The following is a 19807-nucleotide window of genomic DNA, read 5'->3' on the forward strand; positions in this document are numbered from 1 at the left end:
ATTTGAAAATCATCCATTTATCGGATTTACATATAGGAAAACAATTAAACGGTTACAGCTTAAAAGAAAACCAGCAAAAGATTTTAAGACAAGCTGTAGACGTAATCAGAAAAGAGCAGCCGGATGTTATTTTATTGTGCGGAGATATTTATGATAAGGCGGTACCGTCCGGGGAGGCATTTGCTGTATTTAACCAGTTTTTAAATGATTTAAATAGCCTGGAAAGGCAGATTCCGGTGCTGATTATAGCAGGAAACCACGATTCTCCTCAAAGACTGAGCTTTGCCAGCGGATTTTTAGAAAAACATCACATCTATATGTCTGTGCTGCCTCCCCAAAAACCGGAGGAGCGGTTAAAGAAAATCGTGGTGGAGGATGAATTTGGGCCGGTGAATTTTTATTTGCTGCCTTTTATGAAGCCAGGGTATGTAAGGGGGCTGTTTGAAAAGGAGGGGGCAAAGGATATTCCCGGAACATATGAGGAGGCAGTGAGGGCCGTTTTGGCCAGAGAGACTGTAAACCCCAAAGAAAGAAACGTAATTTTATCTCATCAATTTTATACCTCAAAAAGCGGGGAGCCGGAGACATGCGGCTCAGAACAAGTATCATTATCCGTAGGCGGTGTAGATAAAATAGACGTGTCTGTGCTGGATGAATTTGATTACGCCGCATTAGGACATTTACATAAGGCCCAGCAGTCAGGGCGGAGGGAGGCCAGATACTGCGGCACTTTGCTGAAATATTCTGTAAGTGAGGAAAAGCATAAAAAATCTATTACCTTAGTGACCATGGAGGAAAAGGGAAAGCCGGTTATTATGAAAGAGATTCCCGTAACAGGCATTCAGGACGTGCGCAGGGAAAAAGGAAGTCTGGAGGAAATTTTAAGCAGAGTAACAGAAAATAACCGCCATGATTTTGTCAGCGTTACAATTACTGACAATCAAGAGCCATATCATTTTCGGGAAAAGCTACAGGAAACCTTTGATTTTCTGCTGGAGATTAAGGTGGACAATGAAAGAACCAGAAAAAGATTGGAGGAAACAGCCTGCCAGGCGCCTTTATCAACCCCTTTTGAGGCGTTCTGCAGCTTTTATGAGACAGTGTGCCGTCAGCCTTTGACAGAAGAGGAGGAAAAGGAAATAAAAAAAGTACTGGCAAAAGCAGAGGAGGAGCAAATATGAGGCCGGAAAAATTGATATTATCCGCTTTTGGCTCATATGGAGGCAGAGAAACAGTAGATTTAGAAAAAATAGGACGTGGGATTTTTCTTATAACAGGAGATACAGGAGCAGGGAAAACTACAATCTTTGACGGTATTGTTTATGCTCTTTACGGGGAAACCAGCGGAGGCAGGCGGGACGGGACCATGATGAGAAGCCAGTATGCGGCTTCTGATGAGGAAACGTATGTAGAGCTGGAGTTTTCTCAAAGAGGAAAGCGCTATTATATAAAAAGAAGTCCGGCCTACGAAAGGGTGGGCAGAAGGAAAAATAAGGACGGAGAGTATCCTATGGTCCAGGTGGGGGCCAAGGTGTGCCTTATAATGCCCGACGGCACAGAATATCCGGGAAATATTAGAGATGTAAATGAAAAAATTCAGGAGATTATAGGAATTGACAAAAATCAGTTTGCCCAGACAGGAATGATTGCCCAGGGAGAATATTTAAAGCTTTTACTGGCCTCCTCCAGGGAAAGAAAAGAAATATTTTCTAAGATTTTTAACACAGGGATCTACGGGAAAATCCAGAGAATTTTAAAAGACCAGGCCGGGGAAATGTTTAAACAGCTGGAGGAGAAGGAAAAGCTTTGGCTCCATGAGGCGCGCCAGGTGGAGCCCTTAGAAAACAGCAGTCAGGCAGAGCTGTGGAGAGAAGTAATTCAGTTCCCCGAAACGAAATCAGGGGAAGGGGAAAAAATTTTAAATGAGATATTAAAGGAAACAGAAGCTGATGAAAAGCTGTGGAGGCAAAAGGTTGAGGAAGGCAGAAGGATATCAGGACAGTTAAAATTACAAATTCAGACAGGAGAAGAAAACAATTATTTGCTGGACCAGAAAAATCAGGCGAAGGCCCGGCTTACTATGCTGCAGGAAAAAAGAAGCTGGTGGGAGGAAATAAATAAAAGGCTTGGCCTGGCGGAAAAAGCAGAGGCCGTAAAGCAGCTGGAAAATATTCTGGATAAGGAAAAGCAGGAATTTTTTCTGGCAGCAGGAAGAAATGAAAAAACAGTCAAAGAGCTGGAAGAGTTAAAAGGAGAAAAGGAGGAGGCAGAAAAGACGGCGGCTGTCTGGGAGAAAGCAGAAAAAGAGGAAGCCCCAAAGCTTTATGGGGATATTGCCAGGTTAAAAGAAATTATGCCTCTTTATGAGATGGCAGACCAGGCGAAGTTTACGGAAAGTAGGCTGGCTGGTGAAAGAAAGCAGCTGGATGTGAAAAAAAGTGAGACGGAGGCAGAGATAAGCGAAATTAAGGGCCGTATAGAAAGCTTAAACCAGAGAGAGGAGCAGGGAAAGGATAGTCCTAAAAGGCTGATAGAGTGTCAGCTGAAAATAGAGCGGTTAGAAAATAGTCTGGAGGAATTAGGCCAGCTGGAAAAGTCGGTGTTTCAGGCGGAGGAGGGAAAAAATAAGGCTGAGGAAAGCCAGAAAAATACTGTGCAGCTTCAGGAAAAGTATAATAACGCCGTCAGAGAATATGAAAGGAAATACAAACTTTTTATTGCGGCTCAGGCAAGTCTTATGGCTGCAGATTTAAGGGAGGGGGAGCCGTGTCCTGTGTGCGGCTCAGTTTCCCATCCTAAAAAAGCAGAGCCCTGGACAGAGGCTGTAACAGAGGACCAGCTGAACAGGGAAAAAGAAAATAGAGATTACCTGGAAAAAACGCTGAGGGAAGCTGCAAAAAACAGCGGAAAGGCAGTGCAGGAGGCCGGTTATCTGGCGGAAAAAGTAAGGGAGCTGGAAAATAAACTGCAGCCTTTTCTGCCTCAAAGCGACAACAGCTGTGAAGAAAAGGTAAAGGCAGGGCTTGCTTTGTGCAGGGACAGGCTGAAAGAAGCCAAAAAAGAGGAGCTTTTGCAAAAGCAGCAGGAAGAAGAGCTGGAGCAGGGAAGAGAAGAAAAAAAGAAATTGTCTCTTTCTTTAGAAAACAAACAAAAAGAAGCAGAAGGTCTGGAGAAAAGGATTCAGGAAATCGCCGCCGCCCAGGGGGAAAATAAGGTAAAGCTTCAGGAGATTTCCAGCCGTCTTCCTGAAATGTTAAAGGAGGAGGCAGATAAACAGCTTAAAAGTTTGTCGGACAGACTATCTGATATAGAAAAATTTAAAATAGAAGCCAGGGAAAAGCTGCAGCACATAGAAAATCAGCTGCAGCAGGCTGCAGGGCGGCTAAAAGCAGGGCGACAGGAAGAAAAAAACTGCAGCTTAAAAGCCAAAAACGCAGAAATAGCTTATTTAGAGGGACTGGAAAAAACAGGCTTTTTCACAGAGGCAGAGTATAAAAAAGCTGTATTGCCAGACTCCCAGATAAAACAGGAAAAAAGAGAAAGAGATGAATATAGGGAAAAGCTTCTGGAAGCTGAAACTGTTTATAAACAATATGAAAAATTAGCCGGAGATAAACAGATCATAGATATAAAGGCCCTGGAGGAAATGAAAAAAGCAGCAGATGAGGAGGTAGAAAAGCTGGATAAGGAAGCGGCTATAGCAATTGCCAGACATGGGGGAAATCTGGCTGCCAGAAAGGCGATGAAGCAGCTGGAGGAGGGCCATGAAAAAATCAGAGGCCATTATCAGGTCATACAAAGGCTGAACCAGGCGGCCAACGGAAAGCTGGGAGGAACTGCAGGTCTGGATTTTCAGACATATGTGCAAAGACAGTATTTTACTCAAATGATTCAGGCAGCCAACCACAGATTATACTATATGACAGGGGGACAATTTATTCTGCAGTGCAGAACCATGGACGCCCTGGGAAAACAGGGGGAGGTTGGACTGGACCTGGACGTGTACAGTATGGTGACAGACACTGTGCGGGATGTAAAAAGCCTGTCTGGAGGAGAGTCCTTTATGGCCGCATTAGCCATGGCTCTTGGAATGGCTGACATTATCCAGCAGACAGCTGGAAATGTAAGAATGGAAGCCATGTTTATTGATGAAGGATTTGGCTCATTAGACGAAGAATCCAGATACAGGGCAGTAGAGATTTTAAGAGAGCTGGCAGGGGAAAAACAGGTAATCGGCATTATATCCCATGTGGCAGAGCTGAAGGAGCAGATAGACAAAAGATTGGTTGTAAGAAAAACGGAAAGAGGCAGCAGAATCGAAGCATAAAGAAAAAAATAAAGGGGATAACTGCTATCTTCTTAAATATTCTTTGTATTTTGACCTGAGCTGCTCTAAATAAGACATTCTTTCTACAGGACCGAAATTAGATTGGGTCAGAGCCAGAATAACAAGGTCCAGCACAGTCATAGGCATGATCATAGAGTGGTACATATCAGGCTCCCCTCTGTAGGTGTAGCAGATTAAATCAGCTTTTTCCAAATCAGGGTCTGCCAAAAGGTCGGTAAATAAAATAGTTTTGCAGTGAACCTCCCTGCTGTGGCGCAGCAGAACACGAATTTCTGAAACCAGGCGGGAATAGCCAAACATAAGAATTAAATCCCGGCCGCCTATATTAATCATGTACTCATATAAAGCAGAGCCTGAGGGCAGGAGAACGCACTGGCAGCCTAACCGTCTGGCCCGGTAGCAGAAAATATGGGCTAAGCCGGCGGAGGCGTCAGGGGCTAAAATGTAAATAGTTTTTGCTTTTTCAATCATAGAAGCGCAGCGGGAAATATGATCCTCTTTTAAGTGCTGCATAGTTTTCTCTGCATTTATAAGAAAAGCTTCTGTTAAAGCAGAGGAGGAAAGGAGACGGCCCTGTTCCATAGCCCCTGAAATGCGGGAGGAGGGGGAGGACATATTCTGAGTCCTTAAATAATATTTAAAATCTTTCATATTGGAGAAATTTAATTTCCCCCAAAAGCGGGACAAGGTGGAGGGGCTGACGTTTAAAGCAGACGCCAGCTCCTTTGTGGTTATATATTGAAGGTCTGTTTGATTTCTCAAAAGAAACTCCATAATTTTAAAATCTGATTTAGAAAAATTCTTTTTATATTGTTCGTACAAATCTTGAAGCATTCTAATTGCCCTTTCTAAATATATCTTGATGGTATGATTATTTTTATCAAAAAAACACCAATTTTGCAACTAAAATTTCATTTACAAAAATAGTGAAATATTTTACTCATACTTTACAGATTTATGATAGAGCCTTCACACAGATTTTTATATAATGCAGCCATAAGTGAAATAAAGAGGTGATTTTATGGCAGATATAGGAGTTTCATCATGTATGATGTGGAACGCTCAGCTGGAAGAAATGTTTCGCATATTATACGAAAATGGAATTGATGAAATGGAACTGTGGGCTCAGCATTTTCAGCACAGAAGATTTTCAGTGGAGGAGTATGTAAAACTGTCTGCTCTTTATCCCATTAAGTCTTGTGTACATAGCTATAGCTGGGATTTAAACCTGGCTTCTATGAATGAGGGAATCAGACAGGCTTCGGTGGAGGAAGTGAAAAAAGCAGTGCGCCTGGCTTATGATATTGGGGCCATTGAGGTAACTGTTCATCCGGGAAGGGAAACCATGAAAGGGGACAGACAGATTTATCTGGATTATATGAGGGAATCTTTAAAACAGATTATGGATTATGCCGGACAATATCATATAGATATTTCCCTGGAGATTATGGAAAAAATTCCAAAGGAAATATTCACCAGCCTGGAGGAGATGGAAAAGGTAACTCAGGGATTTCCCTGCTTTTATACATTAGATGTGGCCCACTGCGACAGCGTGGAGGAGGTAAGGCATATATTAAAGTCAGCTGTCCATCTTTCCAAAATTCATATAAGCAACAGAAAAGGAAATCAGCTGCACACGCCTTTAGATAAAGGAGATTATGATTTTACAACACTATTAAAAGAATTAGAAGCAGCAGAGATACCTATTATTATTGAAGGCTTTGACCAGGATGAAAAGCTTTCTGTATTACATGAAAATTTAGAATTCATTAAAAAAATCGGAGGTAAGAAATAATGAAAAAACAATTGGCGGTTTTATTGGCAGCAGGATTGGCTGTATCAGCGGCAGGATGTTCAAAGACAGCAAACACAAATGAAACAGATGTTACGGCAGCAGATACAACAGAAGCAGACGCAAAAGAGGAGGGTACAGAAGAATCAGCCCGGGAAACCTTGACAGGTCATATTACTTTGTATACATCCCAGCCGGAGGAGGACGCTGAAAAATTAATCAATGGATTTAATAAAGAATATCCGGATATTACAGTAGATGTATTTCGCTCAGGAACAGAAGAGGTGGTCAGCAAGGTGCTGGCGGAAAAACAAGTAGGCGCTCTCCAGGCAGATGTACTTTTAGTCGCTGATAATGTTACATATGAGGGGCTGAAAGCAGAGGATCTTTTGTTGGCTTATCAGTCTCCTGAATTAGAAGGAATTCCTGCTGAATATGTAGATACAGATTATATGTATACAGGCACAAAGGTAATTACAACAGGAATTGTTTATAATACAGACCTGGTAAAGGAACAGATTACATCTTTTGCTGATCTGACGAGAGATGATTTAAAAGACGGAGGAATTATGCCAAGTCCTTTATATTCTGGGGCGGCTGCATATAACCTGGGGGTAATGACCAGAAATTCCAGTTTGGGATGGGAGTTTTATGAGGATTTAAAGTCCGGCGGAATTACTGTAGACAAGGGAAACGGAGCGATTCAGAAGGCAGTTGTGGCAGGAGAAAAATCATGGGGTATTTTAGTAGATTACATGGCAGTCCGCTCTAAAAATCAGGGAGCCCCGGTGGAGTTTGTTTATCCTGCTGAAGGGTCCCCGGCAGTTACAGAGCCTATTGGAATTTTAAAAGACAGCAAAATGCAGGATCAGGCAAAGGCCTTTGTGGATTTTGTGTTGTCAGAGGAAGGGCAGAAGCTGGCGGCAGAGATGGGATATACTCCGGTAAAGGAAGGCGTTGCTTCTCCAGAAGGCTTAAAAGGAATCAGCCAGTTAAAGCAGATGTCCGCAGACCCAAAGGAGTTATATGCAGACAGAGAAGCAGATAAAGAAAAATTCAGCCAAATGTTCCAGTAGATGCCGGACGCCTTATTTCTATGAGAAATCTTAGGAGAATCTTATGAAACCAAAAATGAAAAAAATTAACAGCAGCTGTTTTACTGTATTATTTTACGCCGCAGTAGCGCTTATATTTATTGCCCCTGTTTTCCGCCTTTTGTTAATGAGTTTGAAAACAGATTCCGGCTACAGTCTAAATAATTATATAAAGCTGCTCCAGGACGGCAGAACAGGAAAAGCGGTGGCCAATACGATTATAATTGCCTTATCCTCCACTGCCATTGCAACAGTGGCAGGCAGTATTCTGGCTTTTATTATGGCTTATACCAATGTAAAAAGAAAATGGTTTTTACAGCTGCTTATATTATTTCCTTTTATTATTCCTTCTTATATTATTACCCTTTCCTGGACAACATTGCTGGGAAAAAGAGGAACAATTAATCAGTTTCTGGGAAAATTTGGAATAGGACCTATAGACTTATATTCTATTGAGGGAATTATATTAGTTATGGGAATCTGCAGCATCCCGGTGGTTTATATGAGCGTTATTCACATGCTGCGGAAAATCCCTAAAGATTTAGAATGGGCCTCCAGAGCCTGCGGCTATAATTTGTGGCAGACAATTTGGAAGGTAAATCTGCCCCAGGCCCTGCCGGCTATAATGGCGGGAGCAGTTTTAGCGTTCCTGGCAGCTATTGACAATTTCTCCGTGCCTGCCTTTTTAGGAATTTCCTCAGGCGTGCCGGTGCTCAGCACTTATATTTACGAAAAATCCATAAGTTTTGGACCTAACTCCTTTCCCATAGCCGCCGCTCTTTCTGTAGTGCTTTCCGTAATCGCTGTGGCGGGTACACTGGCCGAAAGTATGGTTTCCAGAAAAGCTACTTATATGGAAAGTATTAAAGAAGATTATTCTGTCAGGATATCCTTGAGTAAAGGGTACAGGAGACTGACAGAGTGGGCCTGCCTTGGAATGCTTTGCCTGTTTAATATTGTACCTTTAATCTCCATGCTTACCAGCTCTGTGGCGAAAAACTATGGAATGAAGCTGACAAAGGACAATTTTACATTAGATAATTTTACCTTTGTTTTTCAAAACAGAGGCGTACTTCAGGCTATCCGCAACAGCTTAATCCTGGCTGTTGTCACCTGTACAGTCTGTATTCTGGCGGGAACCGCTATTGCCTATATAAAGGTAAGAAAAGGCAGCAGGGCTATGAAGCTGGTGGAAAAAAGCGCCTCCCTTACATACGCCATACCGGGAATTGTGCTGGCTTTGTCCATGATCTTCCACTGGGTACAGCCCTTGCCGGGAGTTCGTCCAGGCTTTTACGGCACAATCAGTATTTTGGTTATAGCCTACATTACCAGATATTTAATTCTACAGATTAAAGGCAGCACTACAGCTGTTTTAGCAATTCACCCGTCCCTGGAGGAAGCTTCTAAAGCCAGCGGAAGATCAGGGATAGTAATGTGGATTCAAATTTTAATTCCCCTGCTGGCGGCCCCTGTGCTTTCTGGTTCCTTTTTGATTTTTGTGTCAGCTTTAACAGAGCTTACATTGTCCTCTATGCTGGCGGCGGCAGGCACAAAAACCATTGGGTTAACTATATTTAATTTTCAGCAGGCAGGAGATTATAATTTAGCCGCGGCTATGTCCGCAGTGATTGTAGCGCTTATTTTAACCGGATATTGTCTGCTTCACGCCGGTGAAACAGATCCGGGACGTTTGGAGGAAAAAATTAATGAGTCTGTTAATAAAAAATGTAACGCAGAAATTCAAAAATACCCAGGCCCTCAGCCAAATTAATCTGGAAATACAAGAGTCGGAGTTTATTGCCATTTTAGGTCCCTCCGGCTGCGGGAAAACTACGCTTCTCCGCCTGATTGGAGGATTCTTAGAGCCTACAGAAGGGGAAATTTATATGGGAGATCAGCTGTACTCAGGAAAGGGAGCTATGGTGCCTGTAGAGGAAAGAGATTTGGGCATGGTATTTCAGTCCTTTGCTTTGTGGCCTCATATGACTGTTCGGCAGCATGTAGAATTCCCTATGAAAAGCAAACGCCAGAAAAACTTAACAAGCCGGGAAAAGGAGGAGGCGGTAAATAACGCCCTGGAATGTACAGGAATGACATTTTACCAAAACCGGCTGCCTGGAGAATTGTCGGGAGGGCAAAGGCAAAGAGTGGCTTTAGCCAGAGCAATTGTAGGAAAACCGTCTATTCTGCTTATGGACGAGCCATTAAGCGCATTAGACGCGGAACTGAAAATAGAAATGAGAAAAGAAATTCAGGACATTCACAAAATTACCGGGGCCACTATTATTTATGTGACTCACGACCAAAGTGAAGCTTTGGCAATGGCGGACAGAATTATTATTATGAAGGACGGACATATTGAGCAGGTAGGAACCCCTAAGGAAATTTACATGGAGCCTAAAACCAGCTTTGCGGCTACATTTGTAAGTAAATGTAATTTGCTGGAGGGAAGCTGGATGGGAAGCCGCTTTAAAGTAGCCGGGGAAGACTTATTTTTTGAAAAGGAAAATGTAGCTCAGGCTTTTCTGACCCAGGGAGTATACCCTATCAGGCCGGAGCAGTTTCATATGGAAAAAGAAGGATTAGGATTAAAGGCTGTTGTAACCAACAAGCAGTATAACGGCAGGGAAATTCACTACACAGTTAATTATAAAAATCAGCTGTTCACTGTGTATGCAGGGGCCGGGGAGGAATATGAACCAGGGGAGGAAGTAAGGCTGATATTAAGCGCCTGAAAATAGATTATGATACCGTTATTTGATTTACATACACATACAATCGCCAGCGGCCACGCCTTTAGCACCATAAAAGAAAACGTGACGGAGGCGGCCAAAAAAGGAATGAAGGTTATGGGCACTTCAGACCATTTCTGCGCTATGCCTGAAACAGCGGGACGTATTTTTTTTACTAATTACAGGGTTCTCCAGAATGAAATAGAGGGAGTCCGGCTGTTAAAGGGAGTAGAAGCTAATATTATGGATTTTCGGGGAAAGCTGGACGCAGAAGATCAGGTGCTGGAGAAAATGGACTATGTAATTGCCAGCCTTCACGTGCCCTGTATAAAATCAGGAACTGCAGAAGAAAATACAAATGCCTTAATAGGGGCCATGAAAAATCCGTATGTTAAAATCATAGGCCATCCCGACGACGACAGATTTCCTTTAGAATATGAAAGACTTGTAAAAGCCGCAAAAGCGGAAAAAGCAGTATTGGAGGTAAATAATTCTTCCTTCCGCCCTGCTTCCGGCAGACAGAACGCGGAAAAAAATGTATCTGTATTTTTAGACTTATGCCGGATTTACCACGTGCCGGTGATTCTTGGCAGCGACGCCCATATTTATTATGATGTAGGAGAAATGGATTATGGGTTAAAAGCAATCAGAGAAAATCATTTTCCGGAGGAGCTGGTAGTTAATTTTCACATGGATCGCCTTTCATGGGTTCTAAATCAAAAATAACAGAGCTATTTAAGGGAGATCAGCCCGTTGTAAACATATTTGCCCTATGATATAATGAGAAAATCCGAAAAACAGGAGGACTTATAGCTATGTGCGGCAGATATCATTTCAGCAATACAGTTTGGGATAAAATAAAAAAGGATTTCAGTCTGTCTTATATACATGACAGAGTGGAGTCCTTTTCCTGTGCAGAAAACTATAACACAGGAGATATTTGTCCCTCCCAAACAGGAGAAGTGCTGTGCTTAGGAGAAAGAGGAACAGGGCAAAGGATAAAATCACCTTTTTAAGGAAGGACGGCATAGCGCTTTATATAGCTGGTTTTTACAGCTGGTTTCAGGACAAACCCTGCTTTGTAATACTGACCACAAGGGCCAACAGCTCTATGAAGTCTACCCACAGCCGTATGCCTTTAATTTTGGAGCCGGACCAGGTAAGGGAATGGCTGGAAAACAATGAGAAAACGAAAGACATATTAAATCAGGAAAGCTGTATGCTGAAAAAAGAGGCAGAGTATGAGCAGCAGCGTCTGCCTTTTTTCTGAAACAGTGATTCCGGGGAAATTTTATGTAAAAGAAAGGAAGGAAAACAACATGTTATTTGTAGAATATCCAAAATGCAGCACATGCCAGAAGGCAAAAAAATGGTTGACAGGAAAGGGCGCGCAGTTTACTGACCGCCATATTGTAGAGGAGCGGCCTACAGAGGAGGAACTGAAAATGTGGGCAGAGAAAAGCGGGCTGCCTTTGAAAAAGTTTTTTAATACCAGCGGAATGAAGTATAAAGAGCTGGGGCTTAAAGACAAGCTAAAAGATATGACGGAGGAAGAGCAGTTTAAGCTGCTGGCCTCTGACGGAATGTTAGTAAAGCGCCCTTTAGTCGTTGGGGACGACTTTGTTTTAACAGGCTTTAAAGAGGCTAAATGGGAAGAAAAAATAGGAAAATTGCTTTAAATCAGTGTAAAAAATGCGTAAAAACCAGGTTGGATTTGTAAAGTTTTTGTGTAATACCTCCAAAAGAGTGCGGATTTTCCCACAAAAATGCCGGATTGCCTCATGGTAAAGAAGGAAAATATAGGTTATAGTAAACATATGTAACAAAATTCTTAATTTTTAAGGAGGAACCTATGAAAAAAGTGTGGAAAAAGCTGGCGGCAGCCGGTATGGCGGCAGCACTTGGGGCAACTGCTCTCACAGGATGCAGCGGCGGAGGCAGCACAAATGAACAGCCGGCGGAAAGTGGAGCTGAGACAACAAAAGAGCCTATTGAAATCACATTCTGGCACGTTTATTCAGAGAACTTCGGAGCACCTGTTATTAAGGAAATGGTGGAGGAATTTAACAACACCCACGACGACATTAAGGTAAAGGAAGTATATAATCCAGACATGTACCCAGGCCTGATGCAGAACCTTCAGGCGGAAGTAGCGGCAGGAAATCCTCCTTCTATCTGTATGATCGGCTATAACTACATTAAATACTTTGCAGCAAACTTTAATTACATCAGTCCTCAGGATCTGGTTGACCAGTATGTGCCGGAGGACAAGGATTATCTGAGCACTACCTTTTTAGACAACGTACTTAGTCTGGCTCAGGTAGACGGAGAGCAGATCGGCCTTCCATATTGTATCAGCGCTCCTATTTTGTGCTATAACCCAGACTTATTTCAGCAGGCCGGCTTAGATCCTGAAAAAGGACCGGAGAGCTGGGCAGAGGTACAGGAGTACGCAAAACAGATTACAGAAAAAACAGGAGAATACGGCTTCTATATGCAGGAATACGCAGACAACTGGGCAGTTCAGGGTCTGTTAGAAAGCAATGGAGCCAGTATGCTGCAGGATGATAAGGCGGCGTTTGCCACACCAGAAGGCGTAGAAGCATATCAGATTCTGGCAGACATGGTACTGAAGGATAAAAGCGCTCTCCACATTACTGCTGATGAGGGAATCCAGGCATTCTGCAACGGCAAGGTGGGAATCGCATGTATTTCCAGTGCAAAAATCGGAACTGTTACACAGGCAGCTCAGTTTGACGTAAAGGGAGCGGCATTCCCTGGATTTGAAGGAAAAGAGAAAAAGCTTCCTACAGGAGGAAACTTCCTTCCTATTACAGCTCAGACAGAAGAAGAGCAGAAAGCAGCATGGGAATTTATTAAGTTCGTTATGCAGCCGGAATGGCTTGCAAAATGGACTGAGAACACAGGTTATCTGCCTCCAAGACAGGAAGTAAAAGAGGAAGAAGGACTGAAAGCATATATTGAAGAAAACCAGATGCTGAAAGTTGCATTTGACGAGATGGAAGATCTTCAGCCATGGGCAGCTTACCCAGGCGACATGGGAACTCAGGCAGAGCAGCTGCTGGCAGATACAAGGGACAAAATCCTGGATGGAAGCCAGACGCCGGAGGAAGCTCTGAAAGAAGCGCAGGATACGCTGAATAAGATGTTGGAAGAGCAGTAAGCCGGATCAGAAAATGAAACAGAGGCGTTGCAGAATAAGAATCCCATTAAAATGGCGCAATATTCTGCAGCGCCTTTTCGTTTACGCAGACAGCAACAGAAGGAAATGGAAGGAGAAATAAAATGAAAAACTGGAATCAAAAAAGGCGGGATACAGCAATCGCATGGCTGTTTGTTTTTCCGGCCACCTTTGCCTTTGTGATTTTTATGTTCTGGCCCCTGGCATATACAGTATATTTAAGCTTTCTGAAGTGGAATATGGTGGCGCCGGTTAAAAAATTTGTAGGATTTAAAAATTATATTGACATTATTAAGGACAAGGATACAGTTCAGATTGTAGTAAATACTTTACTGTACATCTGCATCCTGGTGCTGATAAACTTTGCAGTTCCATATGTACTGGCCTTTGTAAATACATTTGTAATGAAAAAGGGAAAAGGGATTTATAAAACCTTACTGTTTATTCCCAGCTTAATTTCCCTGGTAGTAGGAGCTATTGTACTGCAGTGGATTTTCAACCCTATTTCCGGACCGATTGCAGGAGTTTTAGGAAAATTTGGCTTGACTATGCCTACCTGGTCTAAAACAAAGGGACTTGTAATCTTTGTTATTTCCCTGGCAGCTGTATTAAAAAGCTTTGGATACAACTTCCTGGTGCTGCTTTCAGGAATGGGAAGCGTGTCAGAGGAGCTGATTGAGGCGGCCAGACTGGAGAAAACGCCGGACCACACAATTTTCAGAAAAATTGTTATGCCTCTTACATCATCTACTGCTATTTACGTTTTAATTATCAGTATTGTACAAGGTATGCAGTATGTATTTACTCCAATTAAAGTATTAACACAAGGCGGCCCAAACAACGCCAGCTCCAATATTATTTACGGAGTATACCAGCAGGGATTTGGATTTTTCAATACCGGAAAAGCGTCGGCCCTGTCTATTATGACTATGGTGATTTTCCTGGTGCTCCTGTTTTTAGAGTTTAAATATGTAGAGAGAGGGGTTTACTATGAAAACTAGAAAGCGGACAGAAATATTCTGGCATGTAGTGCTGATTATTATTGTAATCTTATCCCTGTACCCTATTTTCTTTGCAGTGTCCACTTCCTTTAAAACATTGACAGAGGCTTTTAACAGCTCTTCCCTGATTCCAAAGGAATTTACAACAGCTGCTTACACCAATGTACTGGAAAAGATTCCATTTGTAAAAATTACGGCAAATACCTTTATTATCGCCTTTGTAGTAACTATTTTTAAGCTGGTTACAGGAGTTTTGGCAGCTTACAGCTTTGTATTTTTTAATTACAAGGGAAAAAATGTAATGTATTTCATATTAGTAAGCACAATTTTCATTCCTTTTACAGTAACTATGATTCCAAACTTTATTACAATTTCAAATATTGGACTGAGGGATAATATTTTTGGCGTGGCCCTGCCTCAGTTGGCAGACGCCACAGGCATATTCCTGTTAAGACAGCATATGAGAGGAATTCCTAAGTCCCTGGTAGAGGTGGCGAAGCTGGAAAAGGCTTCTCATTTTAACATTCTGCGCACCATAGTAGTTCCTATGGTAAAGCCGGCGATTTTGTCTATTGGAATTATTTTCTTTATTAATTCCTGGAACGAGTTTGTGTGGCCGTCTTTGATTTTAAAATCCGAAGAAAATTACACCTTATCTCTGGCTCTTCAAATGTTTGTCAGCGCAGAGGGAGGTACAGATATTCCTGTGGCTATGGCTATTTCCGTACTTACTATGGCGCTGCCGTTGGCCATTTACGCAGTATGTCAGAAATATATTATTAACACATTTGCACAGTCAGGCATTAAAGGATAAAAAGGAGAACTGTTATGGATAGCATTCGTTTTGAAAATGTAAGCAAATCTTTTGGAAAGACAAAAGTTATAAATAATCTGAACCTGTCAATTGAAAAGGGAGAAAGATTGATTCTTTTAGGCCCCTCCGGCTGTGGAAAATCTACTATTTTAAGAATGATCAGCGGCCTGGAATCTGTCAGCACAGGAAATCTTTACTTAAATGGAAAGCTGGCCAACAATATAGACAGCGGCGACAGAGATATTGCCATGGTATTTCAGAATTACGCCTTATATCCTCACATGACCATTGAGGAAAATGTAGGCTACGGCCTGAAAATCCACAAGGAGAAAAAAGATGTAATTAAGTCCAGAGTGGCGGAGGCCATTGGGATTTTAGGACTGACTGGCCTGGAGGGCAGATATCCAAGAGAGCTGTCCGGCGGCCAGAGACAAAGGGTGGCTTTAGCCAGAGCCATTGTAAAGCACTCTGATTTCTTCCTTTTGGACGAGCCTTTATCTAACCTGGACGCCCAGTTAAGAGGGCAGGCCAGAAAAGAGCTGGTAAAAATCCACGAAATGTACGGACAGACATTTATTTACGTTACTCACGACCAGATTGAGGCTATGACAGTGGGACAGAGAATCGCCTTAGTCAGCGAAGGGGACCTTCAGATGTTAGATACGCCTCACAACGTTTATCACCGCCCGGCTAATATTTTTGTGGCCAAGTTTATCGGCTCCCCGTCAATGAACATTATTAATGTAAAATTAGAAGGCAGAGAGCTGGTTTTAGGAGATCAGAAGGTAGAGCTGCCTGAAATGTGGCTGAATCAGATTCAAAAAGAGGAGCACTCTCAGTTAAAATTGGGAATCAGGCCTGAAAATGTATTATTTACCAGGGAAAAAACAAAATATTCTATAGAAGTGGACATTAAGTATGTGGAGAACTACGGAAACAGAGTAGGCTTTTACACTGAAATTGGAGGAGAGGAAATGATCTCCATTATGCCTGAGGACGAATTTACAGTAGGAGAAAAGGTTTACTGGAACATTCTTCCTGAAAGACTGCATTTCTTTGACGGAAACACTACCCAGTCTGTAGGATATCCAGAGGAAATGGGCAGATAAATAAGGGACAAAGTTGGATTTTAAGAAAGAAGGAAAGCGCATGAGCATTTTTGTCAGTTCCCTGATTAAGGGATTTCCCCAGATGGAGGAAATTGCACATTGGGTGAATAAAAAAGAGGACAGAAATTTAGGGGTGGAGCTGATTGCATTTACCCACGATAAAGAGTATTGGGACAGATTAAACCGTCTGCTTCCGGAAATGAGATGCCCTCTTACTTTTCACGGCCCTTATATTGGGGTGGAAGGCACAAGTGAAAAAGGCACAAAAGAGTACGATCACCTTTTGGACAGCTATAAAAGAGTAAGCAGCCTGGCGGCAGAATATAAAGTGAATCACATTGTATTCCACTATACCCAAAAAGGGGTGCTGCCGGAGAATAAGGAAAGGGTGAAGGAAGTCAGCCTGGAAAATATCAGAACGATTCTGGATATTGGAAGACAGTACGGGGCGGAAATTGTGGTGGAAAACCTGCCTCTGCCTCCAAGTGGTATGCCTTTGTACACCAACGAAGAGTACATGGAGCTGTATCAGCAGTTTCCTGATATGCCGGGAATTATTGATATGGGCCATGCCTGCCTGACAGGATTAAACTTAGAGCAGCTGTTAAAGGCTGAGAAAAGCAGGATTCATGCCTACCATTTCCACAATAATGACGGCAAAAAGGACTGCCACAACGGAATTCACAATGGGATAATAGATTATTCTAAATTTGCCGCTTTATTTAAAACATATACTAAAAGCGCCAGAATCGTGCTGGAGTACGAGCCTCACGCCTGGGTTTCAGAGGAAAGCCTACAGGAGGATATTGACTTTGTTAACAAATTGTACTTTCTTTAGAAGTTTGGTACAATAACTCAGGGTGAAAAGTCTAAGTGAAAAGAAAATATTTTAAACGATTATTTATTGCATTTTTATTTGCTGCAATTTTCCCTATTTGTCTTTGCGTTATTGCCATTTCTATTGGAAATTACAGAATGTCCAGAGAGCGGTACAGCAGCAAAGCCAGAGATTTAGCGGCGGTCAGCTCCGGCAATGTGGAGAAGCTGATGGAGGAGTACAGTCAGGTTTTAGACAGTCTTTCTTCAGATTCTGCGGTGGCCCGGTATATGGCCGGGGATCAGGATATGGACCCGGAGGAGCTGTTAAAGCCTTTGCAGACAGGCAGAGACAACAGAATCCGCCTTCATATTGTACGGCTGAAGGATATGAAAATCTATCCGGGAGCGGCCACCTCCCTGTACCAGCCGTCTATTTATTATGGATGGGGAGTTATAGACAGAATGAACAGGTTTCCCGGAGAAATGGCCATATTTCCCAACTGCACTGCCAAAGGAGAGGGGTATAGTATCTGCCTGAATCTGGGCAAGGCTGTTATGGGGAAGGACGGAAGCATTACAGGGTATATTGTTTTAGATCTGTACAGGGATACTTTTTTTAATGCTGTGAGAAATGTGGAGGACGGAGAAATTGCCTTTACTGTGGCTGACAGAGAAGGCCGGGTGATTCTGGACACTACAGGACAGTTTGAAGAGGGGAAAACCGCCGGGGAAACAGAAGCTCTGAAAGGGTATATTTTAGAGCAGAAAAGCGATTCCTATGGACTGCAGCTGAATGCATACTATAATATTTCTGACTTTTATGAAAGTACCAGAATGCTTTTAACAGTCACGGCAATAGTATTTACAGTGACAGTTACCATCAGCTTTATTTTAGCCCGTATTTTTGCCAACAGAATGTACCGCCCCATTGACACTCTTGTAAAGTCTATGAATGATGTGACTGAGGGAAAGCTGGATATTAAAATTGATATTCATAAACATGACAGTGATGAAATGAAGCTGGTAAGCTCTGTGTTTAACTGGATGATTAACAGAATTCACATGCTGATCGAGGACGCGAAAGAAGAAAGCGAGAGGAAGAAAAACGCCCAGCTAAAGGCTTTGCAGGCCCAGATCAGCCCTCATTTTCTTTACAATATGTTAAACGAGATTAAGGCTCTGGCAAAGCTGGGCAGAACTGAGGATATTGCAGAATTTGTGATTCATCTGGGAAAGCTGTTAAGGAGAAGCATTACTTTTCAGGACGATTTTGTTTTGCTGAGAGATGATCTGAAATTTGTAGATGATTACGTCCGCCTGCAGCAGATCAGGTACGATCAGTTATTTGCTGTAAATATTTCCATGGACGAGGACGTGCTGGACTGCCGCATTCCAAACCTGGTGATTCAGCCTTTGGCGGAAAACGCCATTATCCACGGATTTACAGCCGACAGGGACGACTATATTTTAAGCATTCGAGGCTATAGGGACAAGGACAATCTTCACATAGAAATTTATGATAACGGAATCGGCGTAGAAAAGGAATATCTGAAGTATATTAACAATGTGGAAAAGGGCGTGGGAATATACGGAGGCTTAGGAGTGGAAAATGTGCAGAAAAGATTGGTTCTGATTTACGGGATGCAGTACGGCCTAAAAATGGAAAGTGAAAAGGGCAGGTATACAAAGGTAATTATTACTTTGCCTTATAATGTGGAATGTAATGAAGAAGAAAACCATAATTAAAGCAGGGATTTTTATATTTGCAGCAGCAGTTATTCTGTCTGCAGTTTATAAAACAGGGTTGGATAACAGAATAAAGAAAAATGCAGACGCAGAAGAGATTGCAGATATCAGCATTTTGATCTCCACAGGCGGGGACCATTTAAGAGAAGAATATGTGTCCAGGGAGATAGAAGCTTTTCAGGCTGAGCATGAAAGATACAGGGTGCAGGTTACTTTTGTAGAGTCAGATACCCTGGCCTTTTTAAAGCTTTTGTATTCCAATGGGGAGCAGGTTTATGATATTGTCAGCTTAGGAGGAGAGTCTGTAGTCTCCGCTGCAGAACAAAAGCTGGTTTATCCGTTAGACCAGTTTGTATTAAGAGATTACGGGCTTTCATGGCTGAATCAAATTCCGCCAATGTTTATGGAAAATACTTCCTTCAGAGGAAAATTGTATGCGCTTCCCTATGTAAAAAGCAGGCTGTATTACTACACCAGAAAAGAGGAGGCTTTGCCGGAAGCCATTACTATTTGGGAGGTTATGAACCGGTCATCGGAAAATAATGTAACCGGGATTCCTATTAACGTGGTGCTGAAGGACATGATGCTGTCCAGGCCTGCCGGACACTGGGAAGCAGATCACAGCCAGATTCCCTACGAGGTAAATACCAGGTTTAAGGAGGAGCTGCTAAACAGTTTGAAAACAAGAGACAGCAGCAGTATTCTTTTCGCAGAAAGCTATGATAAGGAAATAGAAGAATTCCTGCAGGGAGTAACAGACAGCCTGGTGTTAGACGAGTATTATGAGGACAGGCTAGAGAGTGCAGACCACCTGAAAAAAAGCAGGCTGTATATAAATAACTCTGCCTCCTGGAGCCTTCAGGGCGGCAATTTATTTCTGGTAAATAGAGGATCGTCCCACGATTATGAAGACGGGTGGCAGGTGATCCGGTATTTATGCGATAAAAATGCAGGAAAACAGAAAGAAGAAGAGGAAAAAAACGGGGAGCCGATTTATTACAGAAAAATCAGTTCCAGATATAACACAAAGGTACAGCTGATTACAGACAGAATGATTTCTGAATTTCTCCATGGGAGCCAGACAGCAGAAGAGCTTTTGCTGGATCTGCAGGCTCAGATTGAAAATATTCAGAGTCAGTAAGGACAG

General features: G+C 42.5%; 17 protein-coding genes. 16 read left to right on the forward strand and 1 reads right to left on the reverse strand.

All coding sequences use genetic code 11. The features are described 5' to 3' along the window. Positions 1-2 precede the first annotated feature (2 nt). Positions 3-1181 carry an exonuclease SbcCD subunit D gene (locus C1A07_RS13330; protein WP_101877526.1) on the forward strand — a complete coding sequence of 393 codons (1179 nt, stop codon included), beginning with the start codon at positions 3-5 and terminating at the stop codon, positions 1179-1181. Next, on the forward strand, positions 1178-4327 hold the full coding sequence (locus C1A07_RS13335) for an AAA family ATPase (protein ID WP_101877527.1): 3150 nt from the start codon (positions 1178-1180) through the stop codon (positions 4325-4327). The genes C1A07_RS13330 and C1A07_RS13335 overlap by 4 nt, the downstream gene beginning before the upstream one ends. Positions 4328-4351: 24 nt before the next feature. Here the strand turns inward: C1A07_RS13335 and C1A07_RS13340 are convergent, their stop codons facing one another. Further along, positions 4352-5182 (reverse strand): MurR/RpiR family transcriptional regulator, encoded by an 831-nt coding sequence (locus C1A07_RS13340; RefSeq protein WP_101877528.1) that lies wholly within the window; start codon positions 5180-5182, stop codon positions 4352-4354. A 187-nt stretch (positions 5183-5369) separates the two neighbouring features. Between C1A07_RS13340 and C1A07_RS13345 the strand changes: the two genes are divergently transcribed. From C1A07_RS13345 to C1A07_RS13410, 14 genes are all read left to right on the forward strand, one after another. Next, on the forward strand, positions 5370-6143 hold the full coding sequence (locus C1A07_RS13345; RefSeq protein WP_101877529.1) for a sugar phosphate isomerase/epimerase family protein: 774 nt from the start codon (positions 5370-5372) through the stop codon (positions 6141-6143). Continuing rightward, a complete protein-coding gene (locus C1A07_RS13350; protein ID WP_101877530.1) occupies positions 6143-7216 on the forward strand; it encodes an ABC transporter substrate-binding protein in 1074 nt (357 codons plus the stop codon). The genes C1A07_RS13345 and C1A07_RS13350 overlap by 1 nt, the downstream gene beginning before the upstream one ends. 43 nt (positions 7217-7259) lie before the next feature. Further along, complete coding sequence (locus C1A07_RS13355; RefSeq protein ID WP_207654300.1) at positions 7260-9008, forward strand: ABC transporter permease; 1749 nt, start codon at positions 7260-7262, stop codon at positions 9006-9008. Then, positions 8944-9972, forward strand: a complete 1029-nt coding sequence (locus C1A07_RS13360; RefSeq protein WP_101877531.1) for an ABC transporter ATP-binding protein — start codon at positions 8944-8946, stop codon at positions 9970-9972. The genes C1A07_RS13355 and C1A07_RS13360 overlap by 65 nt, the downstream gene beginning before the upstream one ends. A gap of 9 nt (positions 9973-9981) precedes the next feature. Continuing rightward, a complete protein-coding gene (locus tag C1A07_RS13365; RefSeq protein ID WP_101877532.1) occupies positions 9982-10695 on the forward strand; it encodes a phosphatase in 714 nt (237 codons plus the stop codon). Between the two features lie 241 nt (positions 10696-10936). After that, a complete protein-coding gene (locus C1A07_RS13370; protein WP_180952263.1) occupies positions 10937-11239 on the forward strand; it encodes an SOS response-associated peptidase family protein in 303 nt (100 codons plus the stop codon). Between the two features lie 49 nt (positions 11240-11288). Continuing rightward, positions 11289-11648 (forward strand): arsenate reductase family protein, encoded by a 360-nt coding sequence (locus C1A07_RS13375; protein ID WP_101878151.1) that lies wholly within the window; start codon positions 11289-11291, stop codon positions 11646-11648. A gap of 173 nt (positions 11649-11821) precedes the next feature. Beyond that, positions 11822-13153 carry an ABC transporter substrate-binding protein gene (locus C1A07_RS13380; RefSeq protein ID WP_101877534.1) on the forward strand — a complete coding sequence of 444 codons (1332 nt, stop codon included), beginning with the start codon at positions 11822-11824 and terminating at the stop codon, positions 13151-13153. Positions 13154-13275: 122 nt separating this feature from the next. Beyond that, positions 13276-14172 carry a carbohydrate ABC transporter permease gene (locus tag C1A07_RS13385; RefSeq protein WP_101877535.1) on the forward strand — a complete coding sequence of 299 codons (897 nt, stop codon included), beginning with the start codon at positions 13276-13278 and terminating at the stop codon, positions 14170-14172. Further along, the gene (locus C1A07_RS13390) at positions 14162-14986 is read left to right on the forward strand and encodes a carbohydrate ABC transporter permease (RefSeq protein ID WP_101877536.1); all 825 of its coding nucleotides are present in this window, start codon (positions 14162-14164) and stop codon (positions 14984-14986) included. The genes C1A07_RS13385 and C1A07_RS13390 overlap by 11 nt, the downstream gene beginning before the upstream one ends. 14 nt (positions 14987-15000) lie before the next feature. Beyond that, a complete protein-coding gene (locus tag C1A07_RS13395) occupies positions 15001-16095 on the forward strand; it encodes an ABC transporter ATP-binding protein (protein WP_101877537.1) in 1095 nt (364 codons plus the stop codon). Between the two features lie 40 nt (positions 16096-16135). Continuing rightward, positions 16136-16933 carry a sugar phosphate isomerase/epimerase family protein gene (locus C1A07_RS13400; protein ID WP_101877538.1) on the forward strand — a complete coding sequence of 266 codons (798 nt, stop codon included), beginning with the start codon at positions 16136-16138 and terminating at the stop codon, positions 16931-16933. 35 nt (positions 16934-16968) lie between these two features. After that, complete coding sequence (locus tag C1A07_RS13405) at positions 16969-18660, forward strand: sensor histidine kinase (protein WP_101877539.1); 1692 nt, start codon at positions 16969-16971, stop codon at positions 18658-18660. Beyond that, on the forward strand, positions 18638-19801 hold the full coding sequence (locus tag C1A07_RS13410) for an extracellular solute-binding protein (protein WP_101877540.1): 1164 nt from the start codon (positions 18638-18640) through the stop codon (positions 19799-19801). Before C1A07_RS13405 ends, C1A07_RS13410 begins: the two co-directional genes overlap by 23 nt. The last annotated feature ends 6 nt before the right edge of the window (positions 19802-19807 follow it).

Origin of the sequence: Lachnoclostridium edouardi, assembly GCF_900240245.1 — a bacterium.
In the GTDB taxonomy this organism is placed as follows: Bacteria; Bacillota; Clostridia; order Lachnospirales; family Lachnospiraceae; genus Lachnoclostridium_A; species Lachnoclostridium_A edouardi.

Coding starts and splice junctions, on each gene's coding strand:
- C1A07_RS13335 (WP_101877527.1), top strand. CDS start 1,178: ATGAGGCCGGAAAAATTGATATTATCCGCTTTTGGCTCATATGGAGGC.
- C1A07_RS13340 (WP_101877528.1), bottom strand. CDS start 5,182: ATGCTTCAAGATTTGTACGAACAATATAAAAAGAATTTTTCTAAATCA.
- C1A07_RS13345 (WP_101877529.1), top strand. CDS start 5,370: ATGGCAGATATAGGAGTTTCATCATGTATGATGTGGAACGCTCAGCTG.
- C1A07_RS13350 (WP_101877530.1), top strand. CDS start 6,143: ATGAAAAAACAATTGGCGGTTTTATTGGCAGCAGGATTGGCTGTATCA.
- C1A07_RS13355 (WP_207654300.1), top strand. CDS start 7,260: ATGAAACCAAAAATGAAAAAAATTAACAGCAGCTGTTTTACTGTATTA.
- C1A07_RS13360 (WP_101877531.1), top strand. CDS start 8,944: ATGAGTCTGTTAATAAAAAATGTAACGCAGAAATTCAAAAATACCCAG.
- C1A07_RS13365 (WP_101877532.1), top strand. CDS start 9,982: ATGATACCGTTATTTGATTTACATACACATACAATCGCCAGCGGCCAC.
- C1A07_RS13375 (WP_101878151.1), top strand. CDS start 11,289: ATGTTATTTGTAGAATATCCAAAATGCAGCACATGCCAGAAGGCAAAA.
- C1A07_RS13380 (WP_101877534.1), top strand. CDS start 11,822: ATGAAAAAAGTGTGGAAAAAGCTGGCGGCAGCCGGTATGGCGGCAGCA.
- C1A07_RS13385 (WP_101877535.1), top strand. CDS start 13,276: ATGAAAAACTGGAATCAAAAAAGGCGGGATACAGCAATCGCATGGCTG.
- C1A07_RS13390 (WP_101877536.1), top strand. CDS start 14,162: ATGAAAACTAGAAAGCGGACAGAAATATTCTGGCATGTAGTGCTGATT.
- C1A07_RS13395 (WP_101877537.1), top strand. CDS start 15,001: ATGGATAGCATTCGTTTTGAAAATGTAAGCAAATCTTTTGGAAAGACA.
- C1A07_RS13400 (WP_101877538.1), top strand. CDS start 16,136: ATGAGCATTTTTGTCAGTTCCCTGATTAAGGGATTTCCCCAGATGGAG.
- C1A07_RS13410 (WP_101877540.1), top strand. CDS start 18,638: ATGAAGAAGAAAACCATAATTAAAGCAGGGATTTTTATATTTGCAGCA.